The organism is Mycobacterium basiliense (assembly GCF_900292015.1).
GTDB lineage: Bacteria > Actinomycetota > Actinomycetes > Mycobacteriales > Mycobacteriaceae > Mycobacterium > Mycobacterium basiliense.
On record NZ_LR130759.1, the window covers coordinates 1,222,570 to 1,238,354 of the forward strand.

The window sequence follows — 15,785 nt, forward strand, 5'->3', positions numbered from 1 at the left end:
CAAATAACCGTGTCACTGATCAATTCTTCGGTGCCGATGAGCTGATCGTATTGGCGCCCTTGGGGCGCCCCGAGCCAAGAAAGCGTGGCTATGCCGATGACTAATGCGCCCACCGCCATCTCAACGTTACCGTTAGTCCCAAGAAATCCGTTGCCACTGCGGCAACAGATGCTGGCCATGAAAAAGTTCTACACCGGCATCGAAATCCTGCGAGATGCGGGCGGAGATGTTACTCGACTGAAAATGGGCCCAAAGTGGTTGGTGCCAGAACTGGTCCTGGCCACCTCTTCGCAGGCGGCCCACGACATCCTTGGCGCCACCGGAACCTCTACCGATGTGACGCGATTTCACGACGAATTGCGCCATCTGCTCGGCCCGTCAATGCTGGTGCTCCACCATGAACGTTGGCTACCGCGACGACGGATCCTGCAGCCGACTTTTACCAAACAGCGAGTTCGCGCCTTTGCCGGCCACATGGCCCTCGCTGCCGAAACGGTCGCCGCTGGTTGGCGGGATTCGGAGGTTATCGATCTGGGTGCCGATTGTCGGCATTTAACGATGCGGGCGCTCAGCTCGTCGGTACTCGGTATTGATCTGGACAAAAGGACCGATGAGGTTGAGGCGGCAATGCGGGTGGCGCTTGGATATGTCAATCGGCGGGCGGTGCGGCCCCTCCGGGCGCCCCGGTGGCTGCCCACCTGGGCACGCCGCCGTGCCCGCGCCGCCGGTGCCACCTTGCACGCCCTCGCGAATACGATTCTGCAGGACTGTCGGTCAGACCCGGACCGGGATGCGCCGCTCGTGCGCGCGTTGATGGAGGCCACCGATCCCGCCACCGGTCGGAAGTTGTCCGACGACGACATCTGCAACGAACTCGTCATCTTCATGTTTGCCGGCAACGACACCACGGCGCTGACCATGAGCTATGCGTTGTGGGCCCTGGGGCGCCACAGCGATGTGCAGGAGCGCGTCCGCGCCGAAATTGCCGAAATCGGTGATCGGCAGCTGACATCCGACGATGTGCCGAGGCTGCAGTACACCGTTCAGGTCATTCAAGAGGCGTTGCGACTTAGTTCGCCCACGGCAGCCATGTCGCGGGTGGTCACCAGGGACATGGAGGTGGCTGGCTATCGGGTTAAGGCGGGCACCATCTGCAGCGTGGCCGTCTACCTTCTGAATCGCGACCCCGCGGTGTGGGTCCGGCCATTGGATTTCGACCCCGAGCGCTTCAACCCAGAGAACAGCGCCGTTAGCGACCGCTGGCAGTACATACCGTTTGGGGCCGGGCCGCGGTCGTGCATCGGCAACCACTTTTCGATGCTGGAAGCCACCCTCGCGCTCGCCACAATCATCCGCAGCACCGAAATACGTTCCCTCGACGATGAGTTTCCGCTTCCAGAGCCGTGGAGCACCGCCGCCACCCTACCGATTCGGGCGCAAGCGAGAACACGCGCCACCGTCACCGGCTGAATCGCCGGGGCGCTGTCGGCAGCCCTGGCGGTGCAATCAATCTCACGAATGATGCGGCTACGACGCATTCTCCGATTGCGCTCCTCTGCAAAAGAATTGTCCAACCGTGTGATTCGGGGCGCAGCAGGTCGAGTTGATTCGACGAAGTCGTGCCCAGTGCGCTAGAATTCGCGGGAATCGCCGTCGTGAAGTCATCGGCGCCACGGCTTTCTCGTCTGCTGAAATGCTGTCTTAGCCAGTTGCGTCAACACCAGCGGTCATCGCGAAATGTGTTACCGCCCAAGGCTGGTCGACCGTCGCCGCGCAAGACCTCGTTCTCGTCGGAGGCGCCGCGCGGGCGTCGCGTGGCGCTGTTGAGGGATGTGCACATTGTAGCGTTGTCCGGGTTGCATCTAGCCATCGTGCCCATTGGTCGCAGCACTCGGCGTGGCTAATCTCATAGCCACACTTGCCATCTGACCAAAGGCTGTGGTCGTTGCGGAGAATTCAAATTTCCGATCTATCAGCGTATGAGGCCTTCCGCATGACAGACAAACAATCCCACCGCCCTACAAAGGAGAACACGCGATGACCGCACATCCCCTCTCGCTTCGTACAAACGACCTGCGGACGAAGCTGATCGATCACAACTTCTTTTCCGACCGCACGCTCTACGGCCTTTCCAGGGACGAGGTCGCCACGGTAGTTGGCCAGTGGTGGCACCCACTTTCCAACTTCCCGCGATTCTTGTCACAGTTGATCGCCGTGGTACCCAGTTTCGAGGTGCAGACCGCAGTCTCTCGCATCCTGTTCGAGGAACTCGGTGAAGGAGATCCCCAACGGGCGCATCCCATCATCTACATCGACTCAATGACCGCGGCCGGGTTCACGAAGGAAGAAGTCATTGGTGCGCCAAGGCTTCCGGCCACGGCGGCATTGATCGACGGGTACGAGACTTCCACAGTGGAGGCCCTATCGGGCCTGGGGTACTTGTACGGTACCGAGACAGCTGACCTGGCAATGGTTTCGGGTATCGGCAAGGCGGTATACAACGTCAGCCAGTGCGACCGCTTGCCATGGGTTGACATCCACGTGCAGCAGGAACCCGGTCACGTTAACGCGGCCGATGAGGCGATCGCCCCGCGCTTTAGTCAGGATGAGGAAGCTGCTATCACGCGGGCCGCCGAGCAGATGTGGTCATTGTGGATCGACTTTTTTGCACAATTCGACCTCGCGGTCTCCCGATCTGCCTAGTGCCACGGGTTGTTTGCCGATGTGGCGTATCCGCTGCGGGTCGCCGCCCCGCAGCGGATACGCTGACGGCTGAGGACCGTCGGCGTGAAACGCATCAGCCGCTCGGGTTTCTCGGTTAGGCGACCGCTGACTCAGCGCGCGTGGAAGTGGGGCAGTATTTTTAGGGTGGTCAGCCCCAGACAGATTGGTCATCGCGGCTGTAATCCGCGCAGTGATCGGATTCCTTGGCCGCAACGCCCTTGTTGTTGAAGAAGATCTTCATATGATTTGGCCACGCTAGCGAAAGCTGGTCGGCACCGCCTGCGTACATGTTCTCTGCGTACGCCCTGCGATCTGCCGCGCTGAGCGAAAAGAACCAGTGGGCCTTGTCCTTGGTCGCTTGCTGGATGTCAGCCGCCTTGTTGTGCATGTCGATGATGTACCGCTGATAGTAGACCGGCGCATAGTCTCGGGCGGCGGCCAAGACTTGCTCGGCCGTGCAGGTTGTCTCGATGATCTTGTGCGGTATGGGGTAGTCGTTGGTGCTATCGGCCGCCGCTGTCGCGGATACCGATGTCGCGGCGATGGCGGCGGTGAGTGCGGTGCCGCCGACGTGCAGACACCAGCGGGTGTGCTGACGCCGTGATCGGTTCATTTGGGTATCTCCTTTGCGGTTCCCAAGAATTGGTAGTGATCGGTAAGCCGGCTGCGGGCTCAGTGGGAGCTACGACGTCTCCTTCTGCGGTATTGGCTGGCGCGGCCGCCGCGCGTGCCTGGCGGACATCACCAGCCTTTCTTTAGCCGCGTGGGTTGCGTTGCGCGCGGCCATCTCATGCCCCGCGTCCGGCGCTTGCGGTCAGGATGTGCGCTTGCTCAGGACAGTAGGTGGTGATGGCGGTGGCTACGAACTCCCAGCTCTGCCTAGTGGTTGTCCCGTTCGGAAGGTTGAGCAGGGCGAAGTGAGCGGAATTGGCGGCTGTGTTATCGATGCGATCATTGAGGCGTCCGCACGCGATCTTTGCCAGCCAAGCGTTGTAGTCGCGGGGACCGTAGATGCCGTACCCGTGGAGCTGATTGTTGAAGTCCTCATCTGGGTCGGCGAGCGCCGGGGCCGCCAAGATCATCATTGCCGACGTGGCTATTGCTGGCGCAAGGAACTTGACAAATTTCATTGTGGTTCTTGCCGACTCGTCGTGCGCTGACCGGCCAGGAATCCGACTCGGACGCGTGGACTTTGAATGGCACCTCGTGACCACGCGCGTCGTTTCGAAAACTTGGTCACGGCGATGTCCCTTCGGGAGGCGTTTGGAGATCTAGGGGCCATTTCGATGCGATGGTCGATTCGGTTTTCCCGATATCGCGCTGTTGGCAGCAAGATTAGCGAGGTAACGAGCAGAAGGGGACGGACATTATCACCGGATTGTTCTTCGGCAGCCCGACAAAGTGCCTATATTTTCCCACATCCGCCATTAGTCGCGACCATCGGCTGCCTACCGATCCCGGATCTAACTCGGACCGTCGGCATCGAGTGAAATATATTGCGTGGCAGTGGCATCAGGCGGTGATGAGCGCAGGTCGCCCCTCGGACGTGTCCCACCAGGCATCCAACAGCAACATGGTTACACCCGCGAGCGCCGGGCTGCACTCGGTGGCCACGCGGAAGATGCCCGCCGGTCGCACCTGACGGCCGTCGTGACATGCCTTTTCGCGAAGGTAACTGCGCAGACTTCGGGCCGAAACCTCGTCATTCCTCACCCATTACGAGGTCGACGAGGCCTTCGACATCCAAGTCTTGAATAGCAACCTGCCTATCGTCGGGACCCGTCTGGGGAACTTGTCCAACCATTCCCAAGAGGAGGTCGAGGACCCCCTCCGCCCTGAGTCGGCTGACGGGGATGGAGGCGATGAGTTGTTGGATCTCCGCGTCCTCTGGGTCACCGGTTGGGGTGGTGGTGTTGTTGTGGTGGGTGAGCAGGGTGGTCAGGTGGTGGGCGAGGGTGGTGGGGGTGGGGTGGTCGAAGATCAGGGTGGGGGGCAGGGTTTGGCCGGTGTGTTGGGCCAGGGTGTTGCGTAGTTCGAGGGCGGTTAGTGAGTCGATGCCGAGGTCTTTGAAGGGGCGGTCGGGGTCGAGGGTGGTGGGGTCGGGGTGGGCGAGCACGGTGGCGGTGGTGGTGGTGACCAGGGTGGTCAGGGTGTGGCGTTGTTGGTCGGGGGTTTGGGTGGCTAGTTGGGTGCTCAGGGTGGTGGGGCTGGTGGTGGTGGCGGCGTGGGGGCGGGTGGTGGTCAGTGCGCTCAGGATGGGGGGTAGGGCGTTGCGGTGGGCGAGGCGGTTGAGGGTGCGGGGGTTGAGGGGGGCGGGGATGAGGGTGGGTTGGTGGTGGGTCAGGGCGGCGTCGAAGAGGGCTAGGCCGTGTTGGGTGGTGAGGGGGGTGATGGCGTTGCGGGCTGCGCGGGTTTGGTCGATGTGGTTGAGGTGGGCGGTCATCGCTGAGGGGGTTTCCCAGTAGCCCCAGGCCAGGCTGGTGGCGTTGGGGTGGTGGTGGGCGATGGCGTCGAGGGCGGCGTTGGCGGCGGCGTAGTTGGCTTGTCCGGGGGAGCCGAGGGTGGCCGCGATGGAGGAGAACATGATGAACGCGGCGAGGTTGTGGTTGGTGGTGAGTTGGTGTAGGTGCCAGGCGGTGTCGGCTTTGGCGGCGAGCACGCTGTGGAGTTGGGTGTCGGTTAGTTCGGTGAGGACGGCGTCGTCGAGGATGCCGGCGGTGTGGATGATCGCGGTCAGGGGGTGTTCGGTGGGGATGGTGTCGAGCAGGGTGGCGAGGTGGTGGGGGTTGGTGGTGTCGCAGGCGGTGATGGTGACGTGGGCGCCGAGGTTGGTGAGGTGTTGGTGGAGTTCGGTGGCGCCGGGGGCGGTGGGGCCGCGGCGGGAGACCAGTAGTAGGTGGCGGGTGCCGTAGTGGGTGATGAGGTGTTCGGCGAATAGTGCGCCGAGCATTCCGGTGCCACCGGTGATTAATACCGTGCCCTGCGGGTCCCAGGTGGGGGTGGTTTCGGGGGCGGGGGTGGTTTGGGGGGTGGGGGTGAGTCGGGGGGTGTGGGTGGTGCCGTGGCGGAGGGCGAGTTGGGGTTCGGTGGTGTGTTTGAGGGTGGTGAGCAGGGTGGGGAGGGTGGTGTTGGTGGTGGGGGTGTGGTCGGTGTCGATGAGGGTGATGCGGTGGGGGTGTTCGTTTTGGGTGGTGTGGATGAGGGCCCAGGTTGCGGCGTGGGCGAGGTTGGGGTGGGGGTCGTGGGGGCTGGTGGTGATGGCGTGGTGGGTGAGGATGGCTAGGTGGGTGTGGGTGGTGTCGGGTCGGGTGAGCCAGTGTTGGAGTTGGTCAGGGTGTGTTGGGTCAGGGTGTGGAGGTGTTGGAGGTCGGTGGTGTTGGGGTGGGGTTGGGGGAGGGGCCAGATGAGGAGGTCGTGGTGGGTGAGGTCGGGGTGGGTGAGGTCGGGGTGGGTGGGTAGGTGGTTGAGGGTGGGGGTAGGTGGGGGTTGTTGGTGGTGTCGGGGGTGATGAGGGCCCAGTTGGTGTTGGGGGTTTCTGGGGTGTTGGGGGTGGTGGGGGGTAGGGCGGGCCAGTCGAGGTGGAACAGGCTGTGGTGTGGGGTGGGGGTGGGTTGTTGGGGGGTGTGGGGTAGGTCGCGCAGGGTGAGGGTGGTGATGGTGATGACGGGTGCGCCGGTGGGGTCGGTGGCGTGCAGGGTGTAGGTGTTGGTGTTGGTGCGGGTGAGTTGGGTGTGTAGTTGGGTGGCGGTGGTGGCGTGCAGGGTGATGCCGGTTAGGGCGAAGGGGAGTGGGGTGGTGTCGGGGTCGGTGTCGGGGTGGGTGTGGGTGAGTGTGGTCAGGGGGTGTAGGGCGGCGTCGAGTAGGGCGGGGTGGATGCCGTAGCCGGTGGTGGTGGTGTCGGGGGGTAGGGCGATGTGGGCGTAGATGGTGTCGGGGTTGGTGGGGGGGTGGTGGAGGGCGTGGACGTTTTGGAAGGGGGGTTGGTAGTGCAGGCCGTGGGTGGCTAGTTGGTGGTAGAAGTCGTCGGGGTTGATGGGTTGGAGGGGGGGTGGGGTGTGGTTGGTGGGGGTGGGGGGTTGGTGGGTGCTCAGGGTGGCGGTGGCGTGGAGGTGCCAGGGGTTGTGGTGGTCGTTGGTGGTGGTGCGGGTGTGCACGGTTAGGGGGCGTCGGTTGGTGTCGTCGGGGGGGTGGATGGTGATTTGGAGGTCGGTGGGGGTGTGTTCGGGCAGGGTGAGGGGGCTGTGCAGGATCAGTTCGTCGATGGTGGGGTAGTGGGTGTGTTGGCCGGCGTGGAGGAGTAGTTCGATGAGGCCGGCGGCGGGGAAGATGATGGTGTCGTGGACGCGGTGGCTGGCTAGCCAGGGTTGGGTGTGGGTGGAAAGTCGTGCGCTGAGGATGATTTGGTCTTGGTCGGCGAGGTCGGTGATGGCGCCGAGGAGGGGGTGGTCGGGGTGGTCGAGTCCGGCGGCGGTGATGTCGGTGGTGGTGGTGGGGGTGAGCCAGTAGTGGTGGTGTTGGAAGGGGTAGGTGGGTAGTTCCAGGGTGTGGGCGTGGGGGTAGAGGGTGGGCCAGTGGGGGCTGTGGCCGTGGGTGTGGAGTTGGGCCAGTGCGGTGGTCAGGGTGTCGAGGTGGGGGCGGTCGCGGTGGGTGGTGGTGATGACGGTGGATGCGGTGTTGGTGTGGTGGGTGAGGGTGTCGGTGATGGCGGGGGCCAGGACGGGGTGGGGGGATAGTTCGAGGAAGGTGTGTGGGCCTTGGGCCAGCAGGGTGGTGAGGTTGTCGGCGAAGCGGACGGGTTGGCGTAGGTGTTGGGTCCAGTAGTGCGCTGAGGTGAGTTGGTCGGGGGTGGCTAGTTGGCCGGTGAGGTTGGACAGGATGGGCACGGTGGGTGGGTGCCAGGTCAAGGTGGTGGCGATGGCGTGGAATTCGGGTAGGGCGGGGTCCATCGTGGGGGAGTGGAAGGCGTGGCTGACGGGCAGTTGGGTGGTTTGGTAGTGCTCGGTGGTGCACCACTGGTGGAGGGCGTTGATGTCGTCGTGGGGGCCGGCGATCACGATTGAGGTGGGGCTGTTGATCGCGGCGATGGTGGTGTGGGGGTAGTGGTGGAGTTGGTCGGTGAGGTGTTCGGGGTTGGTGTGGATGGCCAGCATGGCGCCGGGGGTGCAGGTTTGCATGAGTCGGCCGCGGGCGGCGACGAGGGTGGCGGCTTGGGGTAGGGAGAGGACTTCGGCGAGGTAGGCGGCGGTGAGTTCGCCTAGGGAGTGCCCTAGTAGGTAGTCGGGGGTGATGCCGGCGTGGGTGAGTACGGCGTGCATGGCGGCCCCGTAGGCGAACAGGGCGGGTTGGGCGTAGGCGGTTTGGCCGAGTAGTTGGGCGGGGTGGGTGTCGGCGGGGGCGGTTAAGACGTCGTGCAGGGGGGTGTCGAGGTGGGGGTCGAAGGCGGCGCAGATGTGGTCGAGGGTTTCGGCGAAGATGCGGTGGTGTTCGTAGAGTTGGGCGGCCATGGCGGGGTATTGGGCGCCTTGGCCGGGTAGGACGAACACGATTTTTTTGGTGTGGGTTAGGTGGTGGCTGGCCAGGCCGGGGTGGGGGTGGTTGGTGGTGAGGGCGTGTAGTGCTTCGAGGAGGTCTTCGCGGGGGTTGTTGCTGGTGGTGGGGGTGGTGAGGGCGGCTCGGTAGGGGTGGTGGGTGCGGGTGGTGGCCAGGCTGTGGGCGAGGTCGGTGAGGTCGAGGTTGGGGTGGTCGAGTAGGTGGTGGTGTAGGCGGGCGGCTTGGGCGTGAAGTGCGGTGGGGGTGCGTGCTGATAGCGGCCAGATCCGCGGTGGGGGGTCGCAGGCTGGGGTGGTGGTGGGGGTGGGTGTGGTTGGTGCTGGGGTGGTGGGGGTTTGCAGGATGACGTGGGCGTTGGTGCCGCTGATGCCGAAGGAGGACACGGCTGCGGTGCGGGGGTGGTCGGTGTCGGGCCAGGGGGTGGGTTGGGTGAGTAGTTGTACGGTGCCTGCTGACCAGTCCACGTGGGGGCTGGGGTGGTCGACGTGCAGGGTGGGGGGCAGGGTGTCGTGGTTGAGCGCGCAGATCATTTTGATCAGTCCCGCGGCTCCGGCGGCGGCTTGGGTGTGGCCGAGGTTGGATTTGATTGATCCCAGCCATAGTGGGTGGGTGCGGTGGGGGGCGCTGCCGTAGGTGGCGATGAGCGCGGTGGCTTCGATGGGGTCGCCCAGGGTGGTGCCGGTGCCGTGGGCTTCGACGACGTCGACGTGGTCGAGGTCGATGGCGGCGTTGGCGGCGGCTTGGGTGATGACGCGTTGTTGGGCGAGTCCGTTGGGGGCGGTTAGGCCGTTGGAGGCGCCGTCTTGGTTGATTGCTGATCCGGCGATGACGGCCAGCACGCGGTGGTGGTGGCGGTGGGCGTCGCTGAGGCGTTCGAGGACTAAGACGGCGGCGCCTTCGCCCCATCCGGTGCCGTCGGCGGCGGCGGCGAAGGCTTTGCAGCGGCCGTCGGGGGCTAGGGCTCGTTGGCGGGCGAATTCGGTGAACGGGCCGGGGGTGGTCATGATGGTCACGCCTCCGGCTAGCGCCAAACTGGATTCGGCGTTGCGCAGTGATTGGCAGGCGAGATGCGTGGCGACCAGGGAGGATGAGCAGGCGGTGTCGACGGTGATGGCCGGGCCTTGTAATCCCAAGAGGTAGGCCACTCGTCCGGAGGCCACGCTGGTGGCGCTGCCGGTCATGGCGTATCCCTCGGCGCTGTGGGAGTTGCCGTCGCCGTAGGACTGTGCCCAGGTGCCGGCGAAGACTCCGGTCTGGGAGCCGGCCAGGGTGGCCGGGTCGATCCCGGCGGTTTCGAGGGCTTCCCAACATACTTCTAATAGCAATCGTTGCTGGGGGTCGATGGCTTGGGCTTCGCGGGCGGAGATCCCGAAGAACTCGGCATCGAAGTGTCCGGCCTGGGCTAGAAATCCGCCGTAACGGGCGTAGGTTTTACCGACCGCGTCGGGATCGGAGTCAAACAACTGCGTTAAATCCCAGCCCCGATCATTGGGGAAGGGGCCCATCACATCGGTGCCGCTGCTGACCAGCTCCCATAACGCCGCCGCGGAATCCACCCCACCAGGGAACCGACACGCCATCCCCACCACCGCGATCGGCTCGTCGGTGTTGGTGGTGGCGGTGGGTCGGTGGGGTCCGGTTGGGGTGGTGGTGTTGTTGTGGTGGGTGAGCAGGGTGGTCAGGTGGTGGGCGAGGGTGGTGGGGGTGGGGTGGTCGAAGATCAGGGTGGGGGGCAGGGTTTGGCCGGTGTGTTGGGCCAGGGTGTTGCGTAGTTCGAGGGCGGTTAGTGAGTCGATGCCGAGGTCTTTGAAGGGGCGGTCGGGGTCGAGGGTGGTGGGGTCGGGGTGGGCGAGCACGGTGGCGGTGGTGGTGGTGACCAGGGTGGTCAGGGTGTGGCGTTGTTGGTCGGGGGTTTGGGTGGCTAGTTGGGTGCTCAGGGTGGTGGGGCTGGTGGTGGTGGCGGCGTGGGGGCGGGTGGTGGTCAGTGCGCTCAGGATGGGGGGTAGGGCGTTGCGGTGGGCGAGGCGGTTGAGGGTGCGGGGGTTGAGGGGGGCGGGGATGAGGGTGGGTTGGTGGTGGGTCAGGGCGGCGTCGAAGAGGGCTAGGCCGTGTTGGGTGGTGAGGGGGGTGATGGCGTTGCGGGCTGCGCGGGTTTGGTCGATGTGGTTGAGGTGGGCGGTCATCGCTGAGGGGGTTTCCCAGTAGCCCCAGGCCAGGCTGGTGGCGTTGGGGTGGTGGTGGGCGATGGCGTCGAGGGCGGCGTTGGCGGCGGCGTAGTTGGCTTGTCCGGGGGAGCCGAGGGTGGCCGCGATGGAGGAGAACATGATGAACGCGGCGAGGTTGTGGTTGGTGGTGAGTTGGTGTAGGTGCCAGGCGGTGTCGGCTTTGGCGGCGAGCACGCTGTGGAGTTGGGTGTCGGTTAGTTCGGTGAGGACGGCGTCGTCGAGGATGCCGGCGGTGTGGATGATCGCGGTCAGGGGGTGTTCGGTGGGGATGGTGTCGAGCAGGGTGGCGAGGTGGTGGGGGTTGGTGGTGTCGCAGGCGGTGATGGTGACGTGGGCGCCGAGGTTGGTGAGGTGTTGGTGGAGTTCGGTGGCGCCGGGGGCGGTGGGGCCGCGGCGGGAGACCAGTAGTAGGTGGCGGGTGCCGTAGTGGGTGATGAGGTGTTCGGCGAATAGTGCGCCGAGCATTCCGGTGCCACCGGTGATTAATACCGTGCCCTGCGGGTCCCAGGTGGGGGTGGTTTCGGGGGCGGGGGTGGTTTGGGGGGTGGGGGTGAGTCGGGGGGTGTGGGTGGTGCCGTGGCGGAGGGCGAGTTGGGGTTCGGTGGTGTGTTTGAGGGTGGTGAGCAGGGTGGGGAGGGTGGTGTTGGTGGTGGGGGTGTGGTCGGTGTCGATGAGGGTGATGCGGTGGGGGTGTTCGTTTTGGGTGGTGTGGATGAGGGCCCAGGTTGCGGCGTGGGCGAGGTTGGGGTGGGGGTCGTGGGGGCTGGTGGTGATGGCGTGGTGGGTGAGGATGGCTAGGTGGGTGTGGGTGGTGTCGGGTCGGGTGAGCCAGTGTTGGAGTTGGGTCAGGGTGTGTTGGGTCAGGGTGTGGAGGTGTTGGAGGTCGGTGGTGTTGGGGTGGGGTTGGGGGAGGGGCCAGATGAGGAGGTCGTGGTGGGTGAGGTCGGGGTGGGTGAGGTCGGGGTGGGTGGGTAGGTGGTTGAGGGTGGGGGGTAGGTGGGGGTTGTTGGTGGTGTCGGGGGTGATGAGGGCCCAGTTGGTGTTGGGGGTTTCTGGGGTGTTGGGGGTGGTGGGGGGTAGGGCGGGCCAGTCGAGGTGGAACAGGCTGTGGTGTGGGGTGGGGGTGGGTTGTTGGGGGGTGTGGGGTAGGTCGCGCAGGGTGAGGGTGGTGATGGTGATGACGGGTGCGCCGGTGGGGTCGGTGGCGTGCAGGGTGTAGGTGTTGGTGTTGGTGCGGGTGAGTTGGGTGTGTAGTTGGGTGGCGGTGGTGGCGTGCAGGGTGATGCCGGTTAGGGCGAAGGGGAGTGGGGTGGTGTCGGGGTCGGTGTCGGGGTGGGTGTGGGTGAGTGTGGTCAGGGGGTGTAGGGCGGCGTCGAGTAGGGCGGGGTGGATGCCGTAGCCGGTGGTGGTGGTGTCGGGGGGTAGGGCGATGTGGGCGTAGATGGTGTCGGGGTTGGTGGGGGGGTGGTGGAGGGCGTGGACGTTTTGGAAGGGGGGTTGGTAGTGCAGGCCGTGGGTGGCTAGTTGGTGGTAGAAGTCGTCGGGGTTGATGGGTTGGAGGGGGGGTGGGGTGTGGTTGGTGGGGGTGGGGGGTTGGTGGGTGCTCAGGGTGGCGGTGGCGTGGAGGTGCCAGGGGTTGTGGTGGTCGTTGGTGGTGGTGCGGGTGTGCACGGTTAGGGGGCGTCGGTTGGTGTCGTCGGGGGGGTGGATGGTGATTTGGAGGTCGGTGGGGGTGTGTTCGGGCAGGGTGAGGGGGCTGTGCAGGATCAGTTCGTCGATGGTGGGGTAGTGGGTGTGTTGGCCGGCGTGGAGGAGTAGTTCGATGAGGCCGGCGGCGGGGAAGATGATGGTGTCGTGGACGCGGTGGCTGGCTAGCCAGGGTTGGGTGTGGGTGGAAAGTCGTGCGCTGAGGATGATTTGGTCTTGGTCGGCGAGGTCGGTGATGGCGCCGAGGAGGGGGTGGTCGGGGTGGTCGAGTCCGGCGGCGGTGATGTCGGTGGTGGTGGTGGGGGTGAGCCAGTAGTGGTGGTGTTGGAAGGGGTAGGTGGGTAGTTCCAGGGTGTGGGCGTGGGGGTAGAGGGTGGGCCAGTGGGGGCTGTGGCCGTGGGTGTGGAGTTGGGCCAGTGCGGTGGTCAGGGTGTCGAGGTGGGGGCGGTCGCGGTGCAGGGTGGTGATGACGGTGGATTGGGTTTGGTCGGTGGTGGTGATGGTGTCGGTGAGGGCGGGGGCCAGGACGGGGTGGGGGGATAGTTCGATGAAGGTGTGTGGGCCTTGGGCCAGCAGGGTGGTGATGGTGTTGTGGAATTCGACTGGTTCACGCAGGTTGCGGTACCAGTAGTCGGCGTTCATGGTGGTGGTGTCGAGGGGGTCGTCGGTTTGTGCGCTTTGCACGGTGGTGTAAAGGGGGATTTGGGCAGGTTGGGGGGTGAGTTCGCCGAGTTGGTGGAGGAGGTGTTGGTGGAGCTGTTCCACCTGGGGTGAGTGTGAGGCGTAGTCGACCGCGATGGGTCGGATGTGGATGCCGTGGTGTTGGCAGGTGGCGGTGAATTGTTCGAGGGCGGTGGGGTCACCGCTGATGATGGTGTGGGTGGGGCCGTTGGCTGCGGCGATGGTGAGGGTGTTGTTCCAGGGTTGTAGGTGCGGGTGTAGTTCGTGGGGGGATAGGCGTACGGAGGCCATGGCGCCGTGACCGGATAGGGCGGTGAGGGCTTGGCTGCGTAGGGCGACGATCTTGGCGGCTTGGTCTAGGGGGAGTGCGCCGGCGATGTGGGCGGCGGCGATTTCTCCTTGGGAGTGGCCGATTACAGCGTCGGGGATGATGCCGTAGGTGCGGAGTAGTTCGGCGAGCGAGATCATGATGGCGAACAGGACGGGTTGGATCACGTCGACGCGGTGTAGCGGTGGGGCGCTGGGGTGTTGGGTGAGGACGTCGCGTACTGACCAGCCGGTCCAGGGGTGCAGGGCGTGGTCGCACTCGTTGAGGGTTTCGGCGAAGATGCGGTGGTGTTCGTAGAGTTGGGCGGCCATGGCGGGGTATTGGGCGCCTTGGCCGGGTAGGACGAACACGATTTTTTTGGTGTGGGTTAGGTGGTGGCTGGCCAGGCCGGGGTGGGGGTGGTTGGTGGTGAGGGCGTGTAGTGCTTCGAGGAGGTCTTCGCGGGGGTTGTTGCTGGTGGTGGGGGTGGTGAGGGCGGCTCGGTAGGGGTGGTGGGTGCGGGTGGTGGCCAGGCTGTGGGCGAGGTCGGTGAGGTCGAGGTTGGGGTGGTCGAGTAGGTGGTGGTGTAGGCGGGCGGCTTGGGCGTGAAGTGCGGTGGGGGTGCGTGCTGATAGCGGCCAGATCCGCGGTGGGGGGTCGCAGGCTGGGGTGGTGGTGGGGGTGGGTGTGGTTGGTGCTGGGGTGGTGGGGGTTTGCAGGATGACGTGGGCGTTGGTGCCGCTGATGCCGAAGGAGGACACGGCTGCGGTGCGGGGGTGGTCGGTGTCGGGCCAGGGGGTGGGTTGGGTGAGTAGTTGTACGGTGCCTGCTGACCAGTCCACGTGGGGGCTGGGGTGGTCGACGTGCAGGGTGGGGGGCAGGGTGTCGTGGTTGAGCGCGCAGATCATTTTGATCAGTCCCGCGGCTCCGGCGGCGGCTTGGGTGTGGCCGAGGTTGGATTTGATTGATCCCAGCCATAGTGGGTGGGTGCGGTGGGGGGCGCTGCCGTAGGTGGCGATGAGCGCGGTGGCTTCGATGGGGTCGCCCAGGGTGGTGCCGGTGCCGTGGGCTTCGACGACGTCGACGTGGTCGAGGTCGATGGCGGCGTTGGCGGCGGCTTGGGTGATGACGCGTTGTTGGGCGAGTCCGTTGGGGGCGGTTAGGCCGTTGGAGGCGCCGTCTTGGTTGATTGCTGATCCGGCGATGACGGCCAGCACGCGGTGGTGGTGGCGGTGGGCGTCGCTGAGGCGTTCGAGGACTAAGACGGCGGCGCCTTCGCCCCATCCGGTGCCGTCGGCGGCGGCGGCGAAGGCTTTGCAGCGGCCGTCGGGGGCTAGGGCTCGTTGGCGGGCGAATTCGGTGAACGGGCCGGGGGTGGTCATGATGGTCACGCCTCCGGCTAGCGCCAAACTGGATTCGGCGTTGCGCAGTGATTGGCAGGCGAGATGCGTGGCGACCAGGGAGGATGAGCAGGCGGTGTCGACGGTGATGGCCGGGCCTTGTAATCCCAAGAGGTAGGCCACTCGTCCGGAGGCCACGCTGGTGGCGCTGCCGGTCATGGCGTATCCCTCGGCGCTGTGGGAGTTGCCGTCGCCGTAGGACTGTGCCCAGGTGCCGGCGAAGACTCCGGTCTGGGAGCCGGCCAGGGTGGCCGGGTCGATCCCGGCGGTTTCGAGGGCTTCCCAACATACTTCTAATAGCAATCGTTGCTGGGGGTCGATGGCTTGGGCTTCGCGGGCGGAGATCCCGAAGAACTCGGCATCGAAGTGTCCGGCCTGGGCTAGAAATCCGCCGTAACGGGCGTAGGTTTTACCGACCGCGTCGGGATCGGAGTCAAACAACTGCGTTAAATCCCAGCCCCGATCATTGGGGAAGGGGCCCATCACATCGGTGCCGCTGCTGACCAGCTCCCATAACGCCGCCGCGGAATCCACCCCACCAGGGAACCGACACGCCATCCCCACCACCGCGATCGGCTCGTCGGTGTTGGTGGTGGCGGTGGGTCGGTGGGGTCCGGTTGGGGTGGTGGTGTTGTTGTGGTGGGTGAGCAGGGTGGTCAGGTGGTGGGCGAGGGTGGTGGGGGTGGGGTGGTCGAAGATCAGGGTGGGGGGCAGGGTTTGGCCGGTGTGTTGGGCCAGGGTGTTGCGTAGTTCGAGGGCGGTTAGTGAGTCGATGCCGAGGTCTTTGAAGGGGCGGTCGGGGTCGAGGGTGGTGGGGTCGGGGTGGGCGAGCACGGTGGCGGTGGTGGTGGTGACCAGGGTGGTCAGGGTGTGGCGTTGTTGGTCGGGGGTTTGGGTGGCTAGTTGGGTGCTCAGGGTGGTGGGGCTGGTGGTGGTGGCGGCGTGGGGGCGGGTGGTGGTCAGTGCGCTCAGGATGGGGGGTAGGGCGTTGCGGTGGGCGAGGCGGTTGAGGGTGCGGGGGTTGAGGGGGGCGGGGATGAGGGTGGGTTGGTGGTGGGTCAGGGCGGCGTCGAAGAGGGCTAGGCCGTGTTGGGTGGTGAGGGGGGTGATGGCGTTGCGGGCTGCGCGGGTTTGGTCGATGTGGTTGAGGTGGGCGGTCATCGCTGAGGGGGTTTCCCAGTAGCCCCAGGC

6 protein-coding genes are annotated in these 15,785 nt (G+C 65.4%); 2 read left to right on the forward strand and 4 right to left on the reverse strand.

All coding sequences use genetic code 11. The features are described 5' to 3' along the window. The first annotated feature begins 90 nt into the window (after nucleotides 1-90). Together MB901379_RS05200 and MB901379_RS05205 are read left to right on the forward strand one after the other, a co-directional pair. Nucleotides 91-1,470, forward strand: coding sequence for a cytochrome P450 (locus tag MB901379_RS05200; protein WP_408632333.1), 1,380 nt, complete (start codon nucleotides 91-93; stop codon nucleotides 1,468-1,470). Between the two features lie 567 nt (nucleotides 1,471-2,037). Then, nucleotides 2,038-2,703 (forward strand): iron-containing redox enzyme family protein, encoded by a 666-nt coding sequence (locus MB901379_RS05205; RefSeq protein ID WP_158015658.1) that lies wholly within the window; start codon nucleotides 2,038-2,040, stop codon nucleotides 2,701-2,703. 169 nt (nucleotides 2,704-2,872) lie between these two features. Here the strand turns inward: MB901379_RS05205 and MB901379_RS05210 are convergent, their stop codons facing one another. The 4 genes from MB901379_RS05210 to MB901379_RS24965 all read right to left on the reverse strand — a co-directional run bounded on the left by MB901379_RS05210 (nucleotide 2,873) and on the right by MB901379_RS24965 (nucleotide 15,755). Then, nucleotides 2,873-3,337: a DUF5078 domain-containing protein gene (locus MB901379_RS05210; RefSeq protein ID WP_158015659.1), complete on the reverse strand. Its 465-nt coding sequence runs from the start codon at nucleotides 3,335-3,337 to the stop codon at nucleotides 2,873-2,875. Nucleotides 3,338-3,512: 175 nt separating this feature from the next. Continuing rightward, nucleotides 3,513-3,854, reverse strand: coding sequence for a DUF732 domain-containing protein (locus MB901379_RS05215; protein ID WP_158015660.1), 342 nt, complete (start codon nucleotides 3,852-3,854; stop codon nucleotides 3,513-3,515). A 572-nt stretch (nucleotides 3,855-4,426) separates the two neighbouring features. Further along, on the reverse strand, nucleotides 4,427-6,127 hold the full coding sequence (locus MB901379_RS24960; RefSeq protein WP_408632361.1) for a type I polyketide synthase: 1,701 nt from the start codon (nucleotides 6,125-6,127) through the stop codon (nucleotides 4,427-4,429). Beyond that, nucleotides 6,069-15,755, reverse strand: a complete 9,687-nt coding sequence (locus tag MB901379_RS24965; protein WP_456319950.1) for an SDR family NAD(P)-dependent oxidoreductase — start codon at nucleotides 15,753-15,755, stop codon at nucleotides 6,069-6,071. The genes MB901379_RS24960 and MB901379_RS24965 overlap by 59 nt, the downstream gene beginning before the upstream one ends. Nucleotides 15,756-15,785: the final 30 nt, after the last annotated feature.

Bases quoted from the DNA above. Each gene is read 5' to 3' on its own strand.
- MB901379_RS05200 (WP_408632333.1), top strand. From the start codon at position 91: ATGCCGATGACTAATGCGCCCACCGCCATCTCAACGTTACCGTTAGTC.
- MB901379_RS05205 (WP_158015658.1), top strand. From the start codon at position 2,038: ATGACCGCACATCCCCTCTCGCTTCGTACAAACGACCTGCGGACGAAG.
- MB901379_RS05210 (WP_158015659.1), bottom strand. From the start codon at position 3,337: ATGAACCGATCACGGCGTCAGCACACCCGCTGGTGTCTGCACGTCGGC.
- MB901379_RS05215 (WP_158015660.1), bottom strand. From the start codon at position 3,854: ATGAAATTTGTCAAGTTCCTTGCGCCAGCAATAGCCACGTCGGCAATG.
- MB901379_RS24965 (WP_456319950.1), bottom strand. From the start codon at position 15,755: ATGACCGCCCACCTCAACCACATCGACCAAACCCGCGCAGCCCGCAAC.